Consider the following 16,924-nt stretch of genomic DNA (forward strand, 5'->3'; position numbering starts at 1 on the left):
GGAACATGTCTTTAGGATTTTAAAGGCATATTCCTTTTATTTATATATGGTATAAGTTTTATTATCAACATTTATTATAACCTCATATATTAGTATTATAAAATATTAAAGAACTTTAAAGCTAAGGATTATAAGTAATAATAGAAAAGAAATTAGAAAACTAAGAAGATAAAAAATAAAGATATGGAGATGGAGATATGAATAGAATAGAGATAAAGAATGTTTACATGAATTATCATACACTATCTGCAGAGACTGTTGCTTTAAAAGATATTAACTTCACAGTAGACGGGGGAGAGTTCGTAAGTATAGTTGGACCTTCAGGATGCGGAAAATCCACACTTTTAAATATAGTATCTGGGCTTATTGAAGCTTCATCAGGAGATATATTAGTTGATGGACGTGTTCAAGAAGGGTACTCAGATAAAATTGGATACATGTTTCAAAAGGATCAACTTTTTGAGTGGTTAACGGTATTGCAGAATGTAAGTATAGGATTAAAAATTAAAAAAATGATGAATGATGATGCAAAAATAAAATTAGAGAAATTATTAAAAAACTATAATCTATGGGAGTTTAAGGACCATTATCCAAGACAGTTATCAGGCGGCATGAGGCAAAGAGTTGCTTTAATTAGAACCTTAGCTTTAGACCCAGAAGTTTTACTTTTAGACGAACCATTTTCAGCCCTAGATTATCAAACTAGACTCAATGTCAGTGATGAAATATACGAAATAATTAAAAATGAAGGTAAAACAGCCATTATGGTCACCCATGACATTTCAGAGGCTGTGTCTATGTCATCTAGGGTAATAGTGCTATCAAAAAGACCGGCAGTAATAAAAAAAATTATAAAGATAGAATTTGATGGAGAAAATCTAACTCCTTTAAAGTGTCGTGAACACAGTAAGTTTAGAGTATATTTTAATGATATATGGAAGGAGATGGATTATGATGATAAGTAAGGAACATGATGAATATTTAAAGAAGGTAAAAAGAAACAGAAGAAAGATTATTTTTACTAGAATACTTATATTAGTTGCATTTTTTCTTCTTTGGGAAGTATTAGGCAATTTAAAGATTATTGACCCATTTTTAACCAGTACACCATTAAGAATGTTTAAGAGTTTTATAAAGTTGTATAATGAGGGAGCTTTAATTAATCATATAACAATAACTTGTTTTGAAACTATAATTGGATTTACTTTAGGAACCTTTTTAGGGACTATAATTGCAATAATGTTGTGGTGGTCAGACTTTCTTTCCAATGTTTTAGATCCATATATTGTAGTCCTAAATGCACTTCCTAAAGTAGCTTTAGGACCTATAATAATATTCTGGGCAGGGAATGGAATGAAGGCAATTATAATCATGGCATTGTTAATCTCCATAATTTCTACAATAATAAGTATACTTTCAGGCTTTAGAGAAGTAGAAGAAGATAAAATAAAACTCTTAAAGACCTTTGGTGCGTCAAAGTTTAAAATTTTAACTAACTTAATCATTCCTGCTACGACACCAACTTTTATATCTGCACTAAAGATTAGTGTAGGACTTTCTTGGGTAGGAGTTATAATGGGAGAATTTTTAGTAGCAAAAAAAGGACTTGGTTTCTTAATAGTATATGGAGGACAAGTAGCACAATTAGATATGGTAATGATGAGTGTAGTTATTCTTTCAATAATTGCTTATTTAATGTATGAAGTAGTTCACTATTTTGAAAAAAAATATGCCACAAAGTTATAAAATAAAAAACAATCCATTACATTTATCAGATTTTAATAAGTGTAGTGGATTTATTATATGAATATAAGATGCTAGAGTATAATAAATGTTTATATTAATAATAGAAATAGTACAAGATTATGATATAATTAAGCATGCAGATAGGGGGAAAAATTATGAAGACAAAAAAAGCATTAGCGTACATAACGTTAATAGGTGTAGTGGTAGCTTGGGGAATTTCTTTTGTTAGTATAAAAGTAGTATTAGATGCATTTTCACCTGTAGCAATGGCCTTTGTTAGGTTTTTTATTGCCACTGTAACACTTATTATAATAAAACAATTTACAAATAAGGAGAAAGTTAATAAAGAAGATTATGGAAGATTGGCTGTTAGTGGAATTTTTGCTATCACCTTATATTTCTTCTTTGAAAATAATGGTATATTAAGGGTGTCTGCCAATTCAGCATCCATAATAGTAGCTACTTTACCTGTAGCAGCAATAATAGCAGATAAAATATTTTATAAAACAAAGATATCTAGATTAAGTGTAATTAGTATTATAGTATCTATATTTGGAATTTATTTAGTTATAGGAAAAGATGTAGTAGGTGGGTCTTTATCAGGATATCTTTATATGTTTGGTAGCGTAATAGCATGGTGTGGGTATTTAATAATTACAAAGCCTCTGTTTAAAAAATATTCTAACATAACCATTACAACCTATCAGTCTATTTTTGGTACACTAGCATTTATACCCTTATTACCTTTTGAAACTATAAATTTCCAGATGATTAATGGTAATATAATTTTAAATCTTTTATTTTTAGCATTAATATGTTCTTCTTTTGGAAACTTTGGATATAATTTTGCTTTTAAGGAATTAGATGTAGGTATATCTACTTTATTCTTAAACCTATGTCCTGTAGTTACTTTTATATTTAGTTTCTTTATACTTGGAGAAACTTTGAGATTTAGTCAAATAATGGGTTCAATAATTATTATATCAGCTGTATATATTGCAACTAAACCGCCTAAAGTACAATCAGAACTTGACGATAATATTAAAAAGGCGGATTTAAATTAATATTCTATAGGAGTTATATACTAGGGAGGGAGTACTATGAAAAAGCTTTTTGCATTGTTTATATTAGCACTTTCCTTTGTAGCATTAACAATTACATTTAACATATATATTTATGAAAGTAAAAAGGTTAGTGCTCTTCAAGATCATATGAGTTTTTTAGCTAGTAAGGGCAATGTTAGTTATATAAGTTCAGAGGAAGAAGCTAGGCTTGAGAAGGAAGAAAAGAGAAGGAAAAAAGAAGAAGAAAAGGCAGCAAAAGAAGAAGCTAAAAGAAAAGCTAAGGAAGAAGCAGAAGCTAAAAAGGCTGAAGAAAAGCGATTAAAAGAAGAAGAGCTTCAGAGAAAGAAAGATGAATTAGAAAAAGCATTAAATGCATCAAAGCAAATAAATCTAGATGTAGCTATAATTAATCAGTTGCCAGAATATAAAAATGGATGTGAGGCAACATCCTTAACTATGATGCTAAATTATGCAGGAGTTAACGTTAGTAAGGATTCTGTAATTGGAAAGGTCAAGAGGGATTTAACTCCAATTAAATATGACTCAAAAGGCAGTATAATAGAATGGGGAAATCCAAAGAAGGGATTTGTTGGAGATATAACAGGTAAAACTCCTGGATATTCTATAGATCCTGTGGCTCTTGCACCAGTAATAAATGAATACTTACCAGATAAAGCACTAGATTTGACAGGGTGTGATTATGGTGAGTTGGAAAATGTACTATCAAGTGGAAGACCAATTGTAGTATGGATAACATCTACTTTTAAAGAACCAAAAGTCTCTCATACTTGGACCAGTAATGGAACAGTTATAAAATCTTATTTTACTCAACATGCAGTATTAATCACAGGTATGGATGAGAATTCAATATATTATAATGATCCTTTAACTGGAGTTAAAAATGCAAAGGTTGATAAAAGCACATTTAAGTCAGTATGGACTAAGATGGGTGAAAAGGCATTATCCTATTATAAATAAAAATAAAAAACTCTATATCTAATCATAATACTAGATATAGAGTTTAAATTTTTATAAATAGGAGTACTGCTAGTTACCTAGAATTCCAACTGATGTTAAAGCATTAGATACTGCTTGTACTTCAGTTGAATTTGCTCCATATAAGTCTGTTGCAGCTTGTATTAAACCAAGTCTTGCTTGAGAGAAATTTGTAGTGGAGTTAAAATAAACAGTTAATGCTCTATAATATATATCAGCAGTTTTTTCACAGCCTATATTTTGAGCAACTAAATAAGCAGCTTTATTAGGAATTCCAGAATTGATGTGAACTCCACCCCAGTCTCCAGATTCTGTGTTTGGTAGATTTTGATAATTATTCATGTGAGCAGGTTGATCATATAGTGTTGGATTTGCTAAGCTTCTTAACGCATCTCCTGATACTTTTGGAGTATAAATTTCATCTCCAACTACCCAATCAGAAGAATTGAATGTCCATTGACCTCCATTTGCAACATTGTACTTGTCGTAGGTTTGTACTAAAACACCTAGAACGTCTGACATAGATTCGTTTAATGCTCCAGATTGGTTTTCATAAGCAAGGTCTGCAGAGTTTGAAGTCACTCCATGAGTCATTTCGTGAGCAACTACGTCAAGATCTCCTGATAATGGAGCAAAATAGGATCCATCACCATCACCATAGACCATTTTATATCCATTCCAAAAAGCATTATTATAACGGGAGCCATAGTGTACAACAGAAGTTAAAGACATGCCTCTATTATCTAAACTATTTCTATTAAATAAATCTTTATAAAAATCATATACAACTTCTGCATAGCTATGGGCGCTTACTGCAGCTTTATCAGAAACTGTAGTACTAGAACTTGTCATTAAAGTACCCGTTGTTGTAGTTCTATAGTTAGCTGTATAAGTGTTTATAGTTCCAGTCATAGGTTTAGTAGTATCTTTTAATTGATATGAGTTAGTTTTATTTTGGTATAAATTTAACTCTCTAGTAGTACCATTTACAGCAATGCCTGTACCAGTAACTGGACCGGCTTCTCTTATTAAACTTTCTGTTTTTATAATATCACCACTATAAGCATCTACAAAAATTTCCCAGCTTTCCATTTCAGGAAGATCATAAGCAAGATTTATTTTATAAACTTCATAAGCATTTTTATCGTCGAAGTATATATAATTTTCAGCTCTGACTTCTTCTGTTAATTCAGTAAATGTCTTAGAAGCTTTAGCTATTTCTATAGCTTTATCTGCAGTAAGAGGTTTATTATTCTTTTTAGTTACTGAGGATATTCTATTTTCCAAAGTTCCTGTTAGTCCAGTAATAACACCATTTTTATCAAAGTGTGCAGTTATAGTTTTTCCATAAACTTTTTTTCCGTCAAAGGTTTGCTGAAGTTTTATATGGGTAAATCCTAAATCATCTTGTTCAGCAGTGATAAGAGAAAAGTTATTTTTAATATTTTTCATATTGAATAGTGACATGTTTTCATTTAAGAAATCAATAACACTACTAGAAGATGGATTAACAGTTTCCGATAGGATACCGCTTATAAATAGTTTCATTCCATCTTTGTTGTCAATGTGAACTTTCTCCTTACCTTTGTTTAAATTTTTGAATTCATTTAAGATATCTGCTTTATTTTTTGTAGGTTTTTCTAAGCCTTGTGCACTTACAGGTTGAAAAGTGAAGGTTGCAGCTAAAGCTACAGTTGCAAGAATTGAAATTAGTTTTTTGTCCATAAGATCATCCCCTTATTAATATTATACTTTTATTATATATTTTTGTATCAAAAATGCTATAAAAAGTTTAAGTCAAATTACTTTAACAGTTTACAGTGAAACACTGAATATTACATATTGTATCACGAAAAATGTAGTATCTTGTAAATAAATTTTTATTTTCATCTTAAAATTCTATGAAGGTATAAAAAAAGAATATATTTTTATGGAATAATATGTATTTGAGATACATATTATATATAAATGTAGTATCCAATTTATTGTAGTATGAATTTAAAAATGATATGATTTAAGATGAAGTAGAAAATAAAAAATTAAAACTTAGGTATAGAAGGGGTTTAATAAGAAGGCTATGGATAGAAGTGTGGAGTTTATAAGTGGAAATAAAAAAATAAAGTTATTAAGAAAACAACTAAGAATGACTCAGCAAGAATTTCAAGATTCTCATTTTACCAGAGGATATTTAGGTTTATTGGAAAATGGAAGAAGGAATATTACATTACAGGCATCAAAGATTATTACCGAAAAGTTTATGAAAAAAGCAAAAGAATTGAATATTGAATTAGAGCTAGAAGAAGATTATTTTTCAAGAAGTGTGGAAGAAGATGCTAAATTATATTGTGAAAAAATCCTTAAAAATGATTTATCCATGGATGAGTTAAACGAAATTATGAATATTGGAGAAGAGTATAACTTAAATTCAATTGAAGCCAAGGTATACAGAAGAAAGGGAGATCTTTATTTTGGAGAAAATCAATATCTAGAAGCCTATAAAAATTATTTTTATTCTATGGATATTTTAAGAGGTGAAGAGCTAAATAGTGAAATATGTTACGTTTATAATAGATTAGGTTATTGTAAATTTTTACTTCTTGACTATGAAGAGGCTATTGTATATTTTAATAAAGCAATATATAATGCAGAAATGTTTAAGGATGAAAAGGTTTTAAGGTATGCTACATATAATTTGTCAGTAGCATATAGCTGTATAAATAAATTTCAAGAAGCTATAGATATTATAAATAAATTTATTCATAGGATTGACATGGAAAAAAGATTTTTAAATTATGTTTATGTGAATATATTAAAGGCCAACTGTTATGAAGGATTAAATGAAATAGATAATGCTATAACAATACTTCAGGAGTTAATTGAAATAGTAAAGGAAGAAAATGATGAGGAAAGTACTAAGATACTAGGACTCATATATAACAATCTAGGTTCCTTATATAGACGAGAAGAAAAATTATCTAAGGCATTGGATTACTATAATAAATCTCAACAAATTAGAAATAAGGTTGATAATAAAAATGTATCTCACACCTTAATTGAAAAGGCCAATATCTATGTTAATAAAAAGCTTTATGACGAAGCTATAATGATAATAGAACTTGGTATTGAAAAAGCTAACGAATATAATGATTATGAGTATATATTTAAGGGCTATGAACTCCTTGAGAAAATTTACTGTGAATTAAATATGAAAGAAGAATTAGAAAAGATTATAGAAGCTGCTATTGGGGTTTTGAAAAATACTAATAATTCAGATTTGAAGATAAAATATTATACTAAACTTCAAGAACTTTATTTTAAAAATAAAGAATATGAAAAGGCTGAAAAGTGTTTATATATGATACAACATTTATTGCAATCTGTTTCTTTCAATGATAAAATATGTATAAAGGAGGTGCTTTGATAAATGAGTAAGTTCTGTAAAAAAATGTGTGTACTAGGAGTTTTTGTTTTACTATGTGCAACAGTTATTGGTATTCCTAAAAATGGAGAACATCCACCACTATTAGGAAGTATTAGCTCAAGTGAATTACTATAGTTTATAGTTAATGAAAGTGGCTATTTTAATATGGAGCTATCTATTTTAAAATAGCTCTTTTTACATATAGAATTAAAAATTAGTATAATAAAAGGACTGAGATTATCTCAGTCCTTAGTTACATTAAATTCTGTTTACTCAATTATCTTTCTTTACTATCAATTTCTTTGACAATTCTTTCAATGAATTTATCTATAGAAATTGAACCCTCATCTCCGTTTTTACGGCTTCTTACTGCAACTTCTTTATTTTCAGCTTCTTTTTCTCCTACAACTAAGATATAAGGAGCTCTTTCATTACGTGCTTCTCTAATCTTATAACCAATTTTTTCTGCTCTGTAGTCAACTTCAACCCTAATATTATTTTTCTTAAGTTCAACATAAACTTCATCAGCATAGTCATGATACTTCTCAGAGATTGGAAGTAGTTTAACTTGAACTGGTGCAAGCCATACTGGGAATGCTCCTGCATACTTTTCAATAAGAAGGGCAAGAGTTCTTTCATAGCAACCAATAGAAGTTCTATGAATAACATATGGATATTTTTCTTGCCCATCCTTATCTACATAAGTCATTCCAAATCTTTCAGCAAGAGAGAAGTCTATTTGAGCTGTAATTATAGTGTCCTCTTTACCATGAACATTTTTAATCTGAAGATCAAGTTTAGGACCATAGAAGGCAGCTTCACCAACAGCTTCAGTATATTCAATTCCAAGATGATTTAAGATTTCTCTCATCTTATTTTGAACTGCATTCCAAGCTTCAGGTTCTCCAATATATTTTTCTTTATTATTTTCATCCCATAGAGATAATCTATAACTAATATCTTCTCTAAGACCTAGAGTATCAAGCATATAGTTAATCAAGTCAACTACCCCTTTAAACTCATCTTCAAGTTGATCTGGTCTACATGCAAGGTGACCTTCAGAAATTGTAAATTGTCTTACACGAATTAATCCATGCATTTCTCCAGAAGATTCATTTCTAAATAATGTAGAAGTTTCAGCATATCTTAGAGGTAAGTCTCTATAACTTTTAGATTCAGCTTTATAAACTGTGAATTGGAATGGACAAGTCATAGGTCTTAATGCAAATACTTCATTATCCTTTTCTTCATTACCTAGTACAAACATTCCTTCTTTATAATGGTCCCAGTGTCCAGATATTTTATATAAATCACTTTTAGCCATTAATGGTGTTTTAGTTAAAAGGTAGCCTCTTTTTTGCTCTTCATCTTCAACCCATCTTTGAAGAAGTTGAACAATTCTAGCACCCTTAGGCATTAGAAGAGGTAGACCTTGACCTATTGGTTCAGAGGTAGTAAATAACTTTAGTTCTCTTCCAAGCTTATTGTGGTCACGTTTTTTAGCTTCTTCTACAGCTTCTAGGTATTCATCTAGTTCTGCTTTCTTTGTAAAGGCAGTTCCATAAATACGAGCAAGCATTTTATTTTTTTCGTTTCCTCTCCAATAAGCTCCTGCAAGTTTAGTTAACTTGAAAGCTTTCACTGGTTTTGTAGTCATTAAGTGAGGCCCAGCACAAAGGTCAGTAAACTCACCTTGTTTATAGAAAGTTATGATTTCACCTTCTGGTAGATCTTCTATAAGTTCTACCTTATAAGGTTCATCTTGTTCCTTCATAAGTTTAATCGCTTCTTCTCTTGGAAGTTGAAAACATTCAATTGATAAATCTTCCTTAACTATTTTTTTCATTTCAGCTTCTATTTTATCTAAATCTTCGTTAGAAAATCCACCTTCAAGGTCGAAGTCATAGTAGAAGCCATTATCTATAGCGGGTCCTATAGCAAGTTTTGCTTCAGGAAATAGTCTTTTAACAGCTTGTGATAATATGTGAGCAGCTGTATGTCTAAAAGCTCTTCTACCTTCATCCTCATTAAAAGTTAAAATATTCAATTCACAATCCTCTTTAACTATATAACGAAGGTCTACAGTTTTTCCATTTACTGTTCCAGCTGTAGCGACTCTAGCGAGTCCTTCAGAAATACTTTTTGCAATTTCAATAATACTCATTTCATTTTCTAATTCTTTAACTGATCCATCTTTTAAAGTAATTTTAATCATTTAAAAATCTCCCTTCTATATCTAATATTCTAGCCAAAAGCTTTAAGTGAGAGTCCAAATCTTTGATTTGGTTCCTCGAACTTACTCCACCGAATGTATGTGAGATGTAGTTTCATCTTATATAAAATAAAAAAACTCGTCACTTTTCATAAAGAAAAGGGACGAGGTATACCCGTGGTTCCACCCAAATTGTCCTTAAACTTATTAAAATTAGATTATAAAGATAACTAATTTAACAAATTGATATAAAGGACCACTTTAAAAACTATAACGTAGTTAACGGACTTTATTAGAGTCACTCAGAGGTGGTCTTCAACATGATTTATTTAAAAGCAATTTCAGCTACTGTGCTTTCTCTCTGTAAATAAAGTGACATATCTACTGTCCTCTTCATTGCGATAATATTATTAGTTATTATTCTATTATATCATAAATCTTAGGTTATGATGCAGAAATTATTAACTTTATTTTAACATATATATGTTTAATGTCAACATAAATTGTTAAGTAAATAAAGAATAATAAGAAAGGATTACATTTAATTTATATTTATGTAAATTTATAATATGTTAGCGAAATAAATAGTATAATTATATTAAGGATTGCTTGAAATTAAGAAATATTTAAGTGAAAATATATAATTAGAGGTGAGGATATACTATGAATCTTAATACTAATCTAAATGTTATGGATGAAATGTACTATAGTGATTTATGGATAAAATTATGCAAGAGAAGTAAAGATATTATTCTCACTAAGGATGAAATAAAAAAGTACAATGCTGAAGGAATTAAAAAGGGATATATTTATGATATATTTAATGAACCCAATGAAGTAGCTAAAGAATATGTAGTTACTATGATAAATTGTGTAAGTAAGATTCCGGAAGGTGATAGATACAAGAATGGTAGTAAAGTAAACAAGGAATATTATGATAAACTTATTGATGATATGAATTTAAAAGAAATAAAGGACAAGATTTCTATAGAATATGGATTGGTGGTAAAGAGGGGAAGTATAAGAACATTTCCTACTAGTGATAGAGTGTTTAAGGGGGATAAAGAATATGATTTAGACAGATTTATGGAAAGTGCTATATATGCAGCGGAACCTTGTATTATATATGCTTTTAGTAAAGATGGAAAATGGTGTTTTTGCAAAACCTATAATTATTTAGGATGGATTAAAAAAGAGAATATAGCTTTTGGAAGTAAAAAAGAAATAGAAGAATATTGTAAATGCAAAGATTTCATTGTAGTTACAGGTAAAAAGATAAATCTCGGTTATAATCCTTTTATAGAGGCATTAAGAAATTTAGATATTGATATGGGAGTAAAACTACCAATAGAAACTAATTTGAGCAAGGAAGAATTAATTTATGATATGTATAGTGAAGGTAATTATGTAGTTAAGTATCCACTAAGAGAAAGTAATAGTAAATTAAAGTTTACTAATATTTTAATTCCATACAATGAAGATGTTCATAGAGGATATTTAAAATGTAACAGAAGTAATATATTAAAACAAATATTTAAATTCCAAGGAGAAAGGTATGGGTGGGGTGGAGAATTCAATGGAAGAGATTGTTCTTCCCTTATCATAGATACCTTTAGAAGTTTTGGAATACAATTTCCAAGAAATAGTGGTGATCAATTAAAAAAATCAGTTGGGAAAACATTGCTTGTTCATAAAGAAATGACTTATCATGAAAGATTGAAAATGGTAGATAGCTTGAAACCTGGAACCCTTATATTTTTAAATGGGCATGTAGCTATGTTCATAGGGAATTATAAAAATAGTCATTATATAATTCACGATGTTATAGGAGTATTTGTAAATAAAAAGGATTATGAAAAGAAAAATAAAGGGCAGAAGGAACAGGTTAATGAAGAAAAGATATACTTAGGAATAAAGGGTGTAACAGTATCTGAATTAAAAGAGATATACACCTCTAGTGGAAAACCATATGTTGAAGAGATTATTGGAATTAAGGACATATTCAATTAAAGTTAGAAGCAAAGTAATAGTAACAAAAAACAAAATATAGAAAAGATTATTTAAGAAAGGGATAAACTAATGAATCAGTGGCTATACGGAATAGATAAGGGTATAACTGATGCTATACATTTTGGGTTACAGAATAAAATTTTTGATACTATGATGCCATTCATAACAAGGCTGGGAGATGCAGGGTTTATATGGATAGCAATTAGCATTATTCTTATATGCACTAAAAAATATAGAAAAGTAGGAATAACAAGTTTACTAGCAATATCTATAGGTACAATTTTAACAGAGGGAGTAATAAAGCATTTAGTGGAGAGAGTAAGACCCATTATTGCATATCCTATAGATAATCCTCTAATAAAACTGCCTATTAGTTTTTCTTTTCCATCAGGGCATACTGCATCTTCTATAGCTGTAGCATATGTACTTTCCACATATATTAAGAGATATAAGTTTTATTTCATATCTTTGGCAATCTTAATAGGTTTTTCTAGAATATATTTGTATGTTCATTATTTTTCGGATGTATTAGGTGGAGCAGTAGTTGGACTTGTAAGTGGAATTCTAGCTGTGTATATAATGGGGAAAATTAATAAACGAAAAGAAAAAAAATGGAATATTAGCATATAAAATAACTAAAGGGATGTCTCAAAATAAACTAAATTTTATTAAAGTACAAGCTCAATACTTAGTAAGATTTAGTGAATTATTTTGAAACAACCCTTATAAATAGATTTTGTAATTGGGTAAAGTTATAAAATTCAATTGTTAATTTATAAAACGAATATCAGCTGAATTGTGATTTAAAGGTCTAAATACATATCCTTGAGCTTTTAAACCTTCAAGAATTTTTGGCATTGCATCTAATGTGGTATATTTGAAGTTTGTATCATGCATTAATATATTAGCTGTATTAACGTTAGAGCTACCATCAAGAACACTTTTTATTATACTTTTTTCATCCAATGTTACCTTAGTAGCATCTGAAGAATCAACATTCCAGTCAAAATAGGTGTACCCACGGTCTTTTAGGGCTTTAAAAATACAATGAGGCATATTTTTATGTTCACTCATATATCCTGTATTTGAACCACCTGGGAATCGTAAAATTTTAGAGGGTTCTTTACCGGTTATCTCTTTTAGCTTATTATCAAGAGCTTCCACATCACTAATAAAGGCCTTAGTAGATGAATAAATCTTTTGATAATTATGACTATATGTATGGTTAGCAAGAACATGTCCACGATTAACGATTTCTCTATAAATGTCATCAAAGCCTTCTTTGTATATTACAAAAAAAGTCGCTTTAGCATTGTATTTGTCAAGTACATCTAACAGTTTTAAGGTATTAGATGAAGGACCATCGTCAAAGGTTAAATGAGCAATCTTTTTTTGTGACATTGCCTTATCATATGCGGATTGTTTTTCACTTAGTTCTTTTTCTAACTTAATATTTTCTGCAAGTATAGAGTTGTTAGACGATGATAAAGAATCGATTTCTTTTAATAGATTACTTTGCTTACTAGAAGATACAAACATTTTTGTTGTTGCTAATACTGATATAAAAAAACATAAACATAAAGCTGATAAGGATATAATACTTAATATAGAGGGTTTCTTTCTTCTTCTTCTAATATTCCCTTTTGATGATTCAAGATTAATATTGTAATTCATGATTTTAGCTCCTTATGTTAATTATTAATTTCAGCAAGTTCGTCAAGTAAGGCATCTAAATCTGAACTTGACTCTAGCAAGGTCTTATTTGCTTTATGTAAATTAGCCTTTGTAGCTTTAAGGGATTCTATTTCAGTAGATAATTCATTATTTTTAAACTGGTATTCTTTCTCCTTTGAATTAGCAAAGACTGAAATTCCTATAAATATGAAGCAAAATATAGAAGCCATTACACAGAGTTTACCATGTGAGTTATTATGTTTTTTAGAATGAAATAAAGTATTTTTCATAAGAATCTCCTTTAATTAGTTATTATGTTTTATACTAATAATTATAAAGGAAATATTATGTATAATCATTACGAAATAGTAACAATTTGAAAACTTTTTTGTTGTTTTTTATATTTTAAATTTAATTGTAAACAGTTTTGTGGTATAAATTACATTGTAAAATTAAATAGGTGTATTTAAGGAGAAGGTATAAGTATGTATATTAACATGCCAAGGTATATAGAGAATTGTATTAATGACATAGAAAGAAATGGCTTTGAAGCGTACATAGTAGGTGGGTGTGTAAGAGATAGTATTATAGGTAAAAAGCCTAATGACTGGGACATATGTACCTCAGCAACTCCAAAGGAAATAAAGGAAATATTTATAGATAAAAAAACTATAGATGTAGGAATTGAACATGGAACAGTGGTAGTATTAATGGAAAATGAAGCAGTAGAAATAACTACATTTAGAGTAGATGGGAATTATTCCGATGGGAGAAGACCAGATAGAGTAGAATTTACTTCAAAACTTATAGATGATTTAGGAAGAAGAGATTTTACTATAAATGCTATAGCTTATAATCATAAAATAGGAATAATAGATTATTTTAATGGAATTAAGGATATAGAAAATAAGGTTATAAGGTGTGTAGGAGAACCAAATAAAAGATTTAAAGAAGACTCATTAAGGATAATGCGAGGATTGAGATTTATGGCACAGTTAAACTACAAAATAGAAAAAGAAACTCTAATTGCCATAGAGAATAACAAGGAGCTTTTTAAGAAAATTTCTAGGGAGAGAATAATTGTAGAGTTAAATAAGCTAATACTATCTGATTACCCTGGTGATGGAATTAAATATATGCTTAGTATGGGAATTATGCCTATATTAGTACCTTATCTATATAAAGATAAAGAAAAATATATTTATGATTTCTTTAAGGTAAAAGAATGTATTAAGGTTATAGAGGGATGTCCTAAAAAACTTTATGTGAGATTAACTGTATTTTTGTACTATATATTAAAAAGTAATAAAGATGAAAATAATATAAGAATTGATTATAAAGAGAATACATCTAAGTTAATACCTAAGCAAGACATAAAGATAAGCATTAAATGTAAAGAAATTCTTAAAGAACTTCATTATGATAATAGGACAATAAAGAACGTAAGTACACTTATAGCATATTATGATACTCCAATTTATGAAGATAAAGCATATCTTAAAAGGCTATTACAAGGAACAGGATTAGATGTATTAGGAGAATTAATAGTTGTAAAAGATATAACGAAAACATTTTTAAAAGAAGAAAACTTAGAAATGATAACTCAATTCAATTTAAATAAGACGAGAATAGAATTAATTTTAGATGAAATTATGAAAAATGAAGAAGTCTATAGGAAGACTGACTTGAAAATTACAGGAAAAGATTTAATAAATTTAGGGGTAAAAGAAGGCATAGTAATAGGAAAAATATTAGATGAATTATTAGAAATGGTTATTAAAGATCCTAAATATAATAATAAAGAAAAGCTAACTATATATGTAAAAGAAATATATGAAAAGTATAAAAGCAATGAAAATAAATAAAAAATAAGACCACTATGATTTAATCAATTAGTTAATCATAGGGTCTCTTACCTTATCTATATTCATGGTGTTTAGGATTTACTGAAACTTTTTCTACAGCTCTAATAACTTGAGCAGTTATAGAAATTTCTTCTTGCTTGTCAATTTCATTTAAAGCAGTAGTATAAATTTTACCTTCTTCACTAACCACATACTTGGGTTTTATAGAATTTAGGGCAAGAGCAGACATATCATCAAGGCACTTTTGACAAGTGCAAATATTAGGATAATCTTTAAGCACACTTTTTAAAACATGTTCAACTTGATCTTCTGCATAATTTTTGTAAGGTGGCATAAAAAAATTCCTTTCCAACATAAGTCTATTGGTAATTATTTTTAATTACCAATAGACTTTAATTAATTATTTTAAGTAAAATTATAATTCCATTTTCTTAACGTTTTCTGGGATTATAAGATCTGCAAGTGTTGCATTTTTTACATCTTCAATAGTAGCTTCTGGTCCAAGTTCCTTAAGAACAAGACCTTCTGAAGTTACTTCAAGAACTGCCATTTCAGTAATAATTAAGTTTACTTGATGAGCAGCAGTTAAAGGAAGTGTACATTTCTTTAATATTTTTGGATTACCTTTAGCTGTATGTTCCATAGCTACTATAACTTTTTTAGCGCCAACAACTAGGTCCATAGCTCCGCCCATTCCAGGAACCATTTTACCAGGAATCATCCAGTTTGCAAGGTTTCCTTCTTGGTCAACTTCTAAAGCTCCAAGTACAGTAGCAGCAACATGACCGCCTCTGATTATTCCGAAAGATACAGAAGAATCAAAGAATGCAGCTCCAGGGATAACAGTAACATGTTGTCCGCCAGCATTTACTAGGTCTTTTTGCTCTTCTCCAGGAGCAGGAGCAGCACCAATTCCTATGAATCCATTTTCAGATTGTAATGTTACATCTATGCCTTCTGGTATATAGTTAGCTACCATTGTTGGAAGACCTATACCTAGATTAACTACGTCTCCATCGTTAAGTTCTTTTGCAACTCTTTTAGCAATGACTTCTCTTATCATGTTCTTATCCATGTTAGTTCTCCCCCTTTACTATATAATCAACAAAGATATATGGTGTCATAACTACGTTTGGATCTATATCTCCAACTTCTACAAGCTCTTCAGCTTGAACGATTACAGTATCTGCAGCAGTAGCTATTAAAGGATTGAAGTTTCTTGTTGCTTGATTGTAGTATACGTTTCCTTTTTTATCAACCTTTGAACCGAATAAAAGAGCAACATCTGCTTTAAGAGGTTTTTCAAGAATGTATTCTTGTCCATCAACAGTAATAACTTCTTTACCATCTTGTACAATTGTTCCAAGGCCAGTTGGAGTTAAGAATCCACCAAGACCAGCTCCGCCACATCTGATTCTTTCAGCAAGAGTTCCTTGAGGTGATAATTCTACTTCCATTTCTCCAGAATTCATTTGGTTTCCAGTTTCTTTGTTTGTACCAATATGTGATGCAATAGTTTTCTTAACTTGTTTGTTAACTATTAACTTACCAATACCTCTATCTGGAAATCCAGTATCGTTTGCTATGATAGTTAAATCTTTAACGCCTTTTTTAACTAAAGCATCTATAATAGCTTCTGGAGTACCTACAGCTAAAAATCCACCAATCATAACAGTCATTCCATCTTGAATTTTAGCAACTGCTTCATCAATTGAAATAAGTTTATTCATATGTTAAACCCTCCATAAATAAAAAATTTTCTTCCATACTAGTTTACCCCTAATTTAAATATTTTGCAATGTATAAAGGCTGATTAAATTTTTAATTAAAAAACTAATGAAATTATTTATTTTAAATTATTAAGGTCTAATTTTGTTAAATATTACACGAAATACTTAAAACTATATTTTCTTCATTTAATATATCTATCTATATA

16 protein-coding genes and 1 other annotated feature are annotated in these 16,924 nt (G+C 29.2%); of the genes, 9 read left to right on the top strand and 7 right to left on the bottom strand.

The features are described from left to right. Positions 1-197 precede the first annotated feature (197 nt). The 4 genes from B3Z56_RS02210 (at position 198) to B3Z56_RS02225 (ending at position 3,788) form a co-directional block, all read left to right on the top strand. Positions 198-965: an ABC transporter ATP-binding protein gene (locus tag B3Z56_RS02210; RefSeq protein ID WP_035135130.1), complete on the top strand. Its 768-nt coding sequence runs from the start codon at positions 198-200 to the stop codon at positions 963-965. After that, positions 952-1,746, top strand: coding sequence for an ABC transporter permease (locus B3Z56_RS02215; RefSeq protein WP_414632265.1), 795 nt, complete (start codon positions 952-954; stop codon positions 1,744-1,746). Before B3Z56_RS02210 ends, B3Z56_RS02215 begins: the two co-directional genes overlap by 14 nt. A gap of 155 nt (positions 1,747-1,901) precedes the next feature. After that, the gene (locus tag B3Z56_RS02220) at positions 1,902-2,810 is read left to right on the top strand and encodes a DMT family transporter (RefSeq protein WP_346878147.1); all 909 of its coding nucleotides are present in this window, start codon (positions 1,902-1,904) and stop codon (positions 2,808-2,810) included. A gap of 36 nt (positions 2,811-2,846) precedes the next feature. Beyond that, the gene (locus tag B3Z56_RS02225) at positions 2,847-3,788 is read left to right on the top strand and encodes a C39 family peptidase (RefSeq protein ID WP_346878148.1); all 942 of its coding nucleotides are present in this window, start codon (positions 2,847-2,849) and stop codon (positions 3,786-3,788) included. Between the two features lie 69 nt (positions 3,789-3,857). Here the strand turns inward: B3Z56_RS02225 and B3Z56_RS02230 are convergent, their stop codons facing one another. Continuing rightward, positions 3,858-5,531: a M4 family metallopeptidase gene (locus B3Z56_RS02230; protein WP_346878149.1), complete on the bottom strand. Its 1,674-nt coding sequence runs from the start codon at positions 5,529-5,531 to the stop codon at positions 3,858-3,860. A gap of 352 nt (positions 5,532-5,883) precedes the next feature. On the opposite strand from B3Z56_RS02230, the gene B3Z56_RS02235 reads away from it, so the two are divergent. Both B3Z56_RS02235 and B3Z56_RS02240 read left to right on the top strand, forming a co-directional pair. Further along, entirely contained in the window at positions 5,884-7,227 is a 1,344-nt protein-coding gene (locus tag B3Z56_RS02235; RefSeq protein ID WP_346847710.1) for a helix-turn-helix transcriptional regulator, read from the top strand. A gap of 3 nt (positions 7,228-7,230) precedes the next feature. Continuing rightward, entirely contained in the window at positions 7,231-7,362 is a 132-nt protein-coding gene (locus B3Z56_RS02240; protein ID WP_346847709.1) for a hypothetical protein, read from the top strand. A 142-nt stretch (positions 7,363-7,504) separates the two neighbouring features. On the opposite strand, the gene thrS is transcribed toward B3Z56_RS02240, so the two are convergent. Next, positions 7,505-9,442, bottom strand: a complete 1,938-nt coding sequence (thrS, locus tag B3Z56_RS02245) for a threonine--tRNA ligase (RefSeq protein WP_346878150.1) — start codon at positions 9,440-9,442, stop codon at positions 7,505-7,507. A gap of 154 nt (positions 9,443-9,596) precedes the next feature. Further along, positions 9,597-9,845 (bottom strand) — a binding site (T-box leader). A 257-nt stretch (positions 9,846-10,102) separates the two neighbouring features. Here thrS and B3Z56_RS02250 point away from each other — a divergent pair. Then, entirely contained in the window at positions 10,103-11,449 is a 1,347-nt protein-coding gene (locus B3Z56_RS02250; protein WP_346878151.1) for an SH3 domain-containing protein, read from the top strand. Positions 11,450-11,518: 69 nt separating this feature from the next. Further along, the gene (locus tag B3Z56_RS02255; RefSeq protein WP_346878152.1) at positions 11,519-12,079 is read left to right on the top strand and encodes a phosphatase PAP2 family protein; all 561 of its coding nucleotides are present in this window, start codon (positions 11,519-11,521) and stop codon (positions 12,077-12,079) included. A 138-nt stretch (positions 12,080-12,217) separates the two neighbouring features. Here the strand turns inward: B3Z56_RS02255 and B3Z56_RS02260 are convergent, their stop codons facing one another. Together B3Z56_RS02260 and B3Z56_RS02265 are read right to left on the bottom strand one after the other, a co-directional pair. After that, positions 12,218-13,123 carry a polysaccharide deacetylase family protein gene (locus tag B3Z56_RS02260; protein ID WP_346878153.1) on the bottom strand — a complete coding sequence of 302 codons (906 nt, stop codon included), beginning with the start codon at positions 13,121-13,123 and terminating at the stop codon, positions 12,218-12,220. 17 nt (positions 13,124-13,140) lie between these two features. Continuing rightward, entirely contained in the window at positions 13,141-13,413 is a 273-nt protein-coding gene (locus B3Z56_RS02265; RefSeq protein ID WP_346847704.1) for a hypothetical protein, read from the bottom strand. Between the two features lie 195 nt (positions 13,414-13,608). On the opposite strand from B3Z56_RS02265, the gene B3Z56_RS02270 reads away from it, so the two are divergent. Then, positions 13,609-14,988, top strand: a complete 1,380-nt coding sequence (locus B3Z56_RS02270) for a CCA tRNA nucleotidyltransferase (protein WP_346847703.1) — start codon at positions 13,609-13,611, stop codon at positions 14,986-14,988. 52 nt (positions 14,989-15,040) lie between these two features. Here B3Z56_RS02270 and B3Z56_RS02275 read toward each other — a convergent pair whose 3' ends face one another. The 3 genes from B3Z56_RS02275 to atoD all read right to left on the bottom strand — a co-directional run bounded on the left by B3Z56_RS02275 (position 15,041) and on the right by atoD (position 16,718). Then, on the bottom strand, positions 15,041-15,322 hold the full coding sequence (locus B3Z56_RS02275) for a late competence development ComFB family protein (protein ID WP_346878154.1): 282 nt from the start codon (positions 15,320-15,322) through the stop codon (positions 15,041-15,043). A gap of 81 nt (positions 15,323-15,403) precedes the next feature. Further along, positions 15,404-16,063, bottom strand: coding sequence for a 3-oxoacid CoA-transferase subunit B (locus tag B3Z56_RS02280; protein WP_035135145.1), 660 nt, complete (start codon positions 16,061-16,063; stop codon positions 15,404-15,406). Position 16,064: 1 nt separating this feature from the next. Further along, positions 16,065-16,718 carry an acetate CoA-transferase subunit alpha gene (gene atoD, locus B3Z56_RS02285; protein ID WP_035135146.1) on the bottom strand — a complete coding sequence of 218 codons (654 nt, stop codon included), beginning with the start codon at positions 16,716-16,718 and terminating at the stop codon, positions 16,065-16,067. Positions 16,719-16,924 lie beyond the last annotated feature (206 nt).

It is taken from the genome of Clostridium sp. UBA7791, assembly GCF_002480755.1.
Lineage (GTDB): Bacteria > Bacillota > Clostridia > Clostridiales > Clostridiaceae > Clostridium_J > Clostridium_J sulfidigenes.

Coding starts and splice junctions, on each gene's coding strand:
- B3Z56_RS02280 (WP_035135145.1), bottom strand. CDS start 16,063: ATGGATAAGAACATGATAAGAGAAGTCATTGCTAAAAGAGTTGCAAAA.
- B3Z56_RS02270 (WP_346847703.1), top strand. CDS start 13,609: ATGTATATTAACATGCCAAGGTATATAGAGAATTGTATTAATGACATA.
- B3Z56_RS02250 (WP_346878151.1), top strand. CDS start 10,103: ATGAATCTTAATACTAATCTAAATGTTATGGATGAAATGTACTATAGT.
- B3Z56_RS02210 (WP_035135130.1), top strand. CDS start 198: ATGAATAGAATAGAGATAAAGAATGTTTACATGAATTATCATACACTA.
- B3Z56_RS02235 (WP_346847710.1), top strand. CDS start 5,884: ATGGATAGAAGTGTGGAGTTTATAAGTGGAAATAAAAAAATAAAGTTA.
- B3Z56_RS02215 (WP_414632265.1), top strand. CDS start 952: ATGATGATAAGTAAGGAACATGATGAATATTTAAAGAAGGTAAAAAGA.
- B3Z56_RS02265 (WP_346847704.1), bottom strand. CDS start 13,413: ATGAAAAATACTTTATTTCATTCTAAAAAACATAATAACTCACATGGT.
- B3Z56_RS02240 (WP_346847709.1), top strand. CDS start 7,231: ATGAGTAAGTTCTGTAAAAAAATGTGTGTACTAGGAGTTTTTGTTTTA.
- B3Z56_RS02255 (WP_346878152.1), top strand. CDS start 11,519: ATGAATCAGTGGCTATACGGAATAGATAAGGGTATAACTGATGCTATA.
- B3Z56_RS02260 (WP_346878153.1), bottom strand. CDS start 13,123: ATGAATTACAATATTAATCTTGAATCATCAAAAGGGAATATTAGAAGA.
- B3Z56_RS02230 (WP_346878149.1), bottom strand. CDS start 5,531: ATGGACAAAAAACTAATTTCAATTCTTGCAACTGTAGCTTTAGCTGCA.
- B3Z56_RS02220 (WP_346878147.1), top strand. CDS start 1,902: ATGAAGACAAAAAAAGCATTAGCGTACATAACGTTAATAGGTGTAGTG.
- B3Z56_RS02275 (WP_346878154.1), bottom strand. CDS start 15,322: ATGCCACCTTACAAAAATTATGCAGAAGATCAAGTTGAACATGTTTTA.
- atoD (WP_035135146.1), bottom strand. CDS start 16,718: ATGAATAAACTTATTTCAATTGATGAAGCAGTTGCTAAAATTCAAGAT.
- thrS (WP_346878150.1), bottom strand. CDS start 9,442: ATGATTAAAATTACTTTAAAAGATGGATCAGTTAAAGAATTAGAAAAT.
- B3Z56_RS02225 (WP_346878148.1), top strand. CDS start 2,847: ATGAAAAAGCTTTTTGCATTGTTTATATTAGCACTTTCCTTTGTAGCA.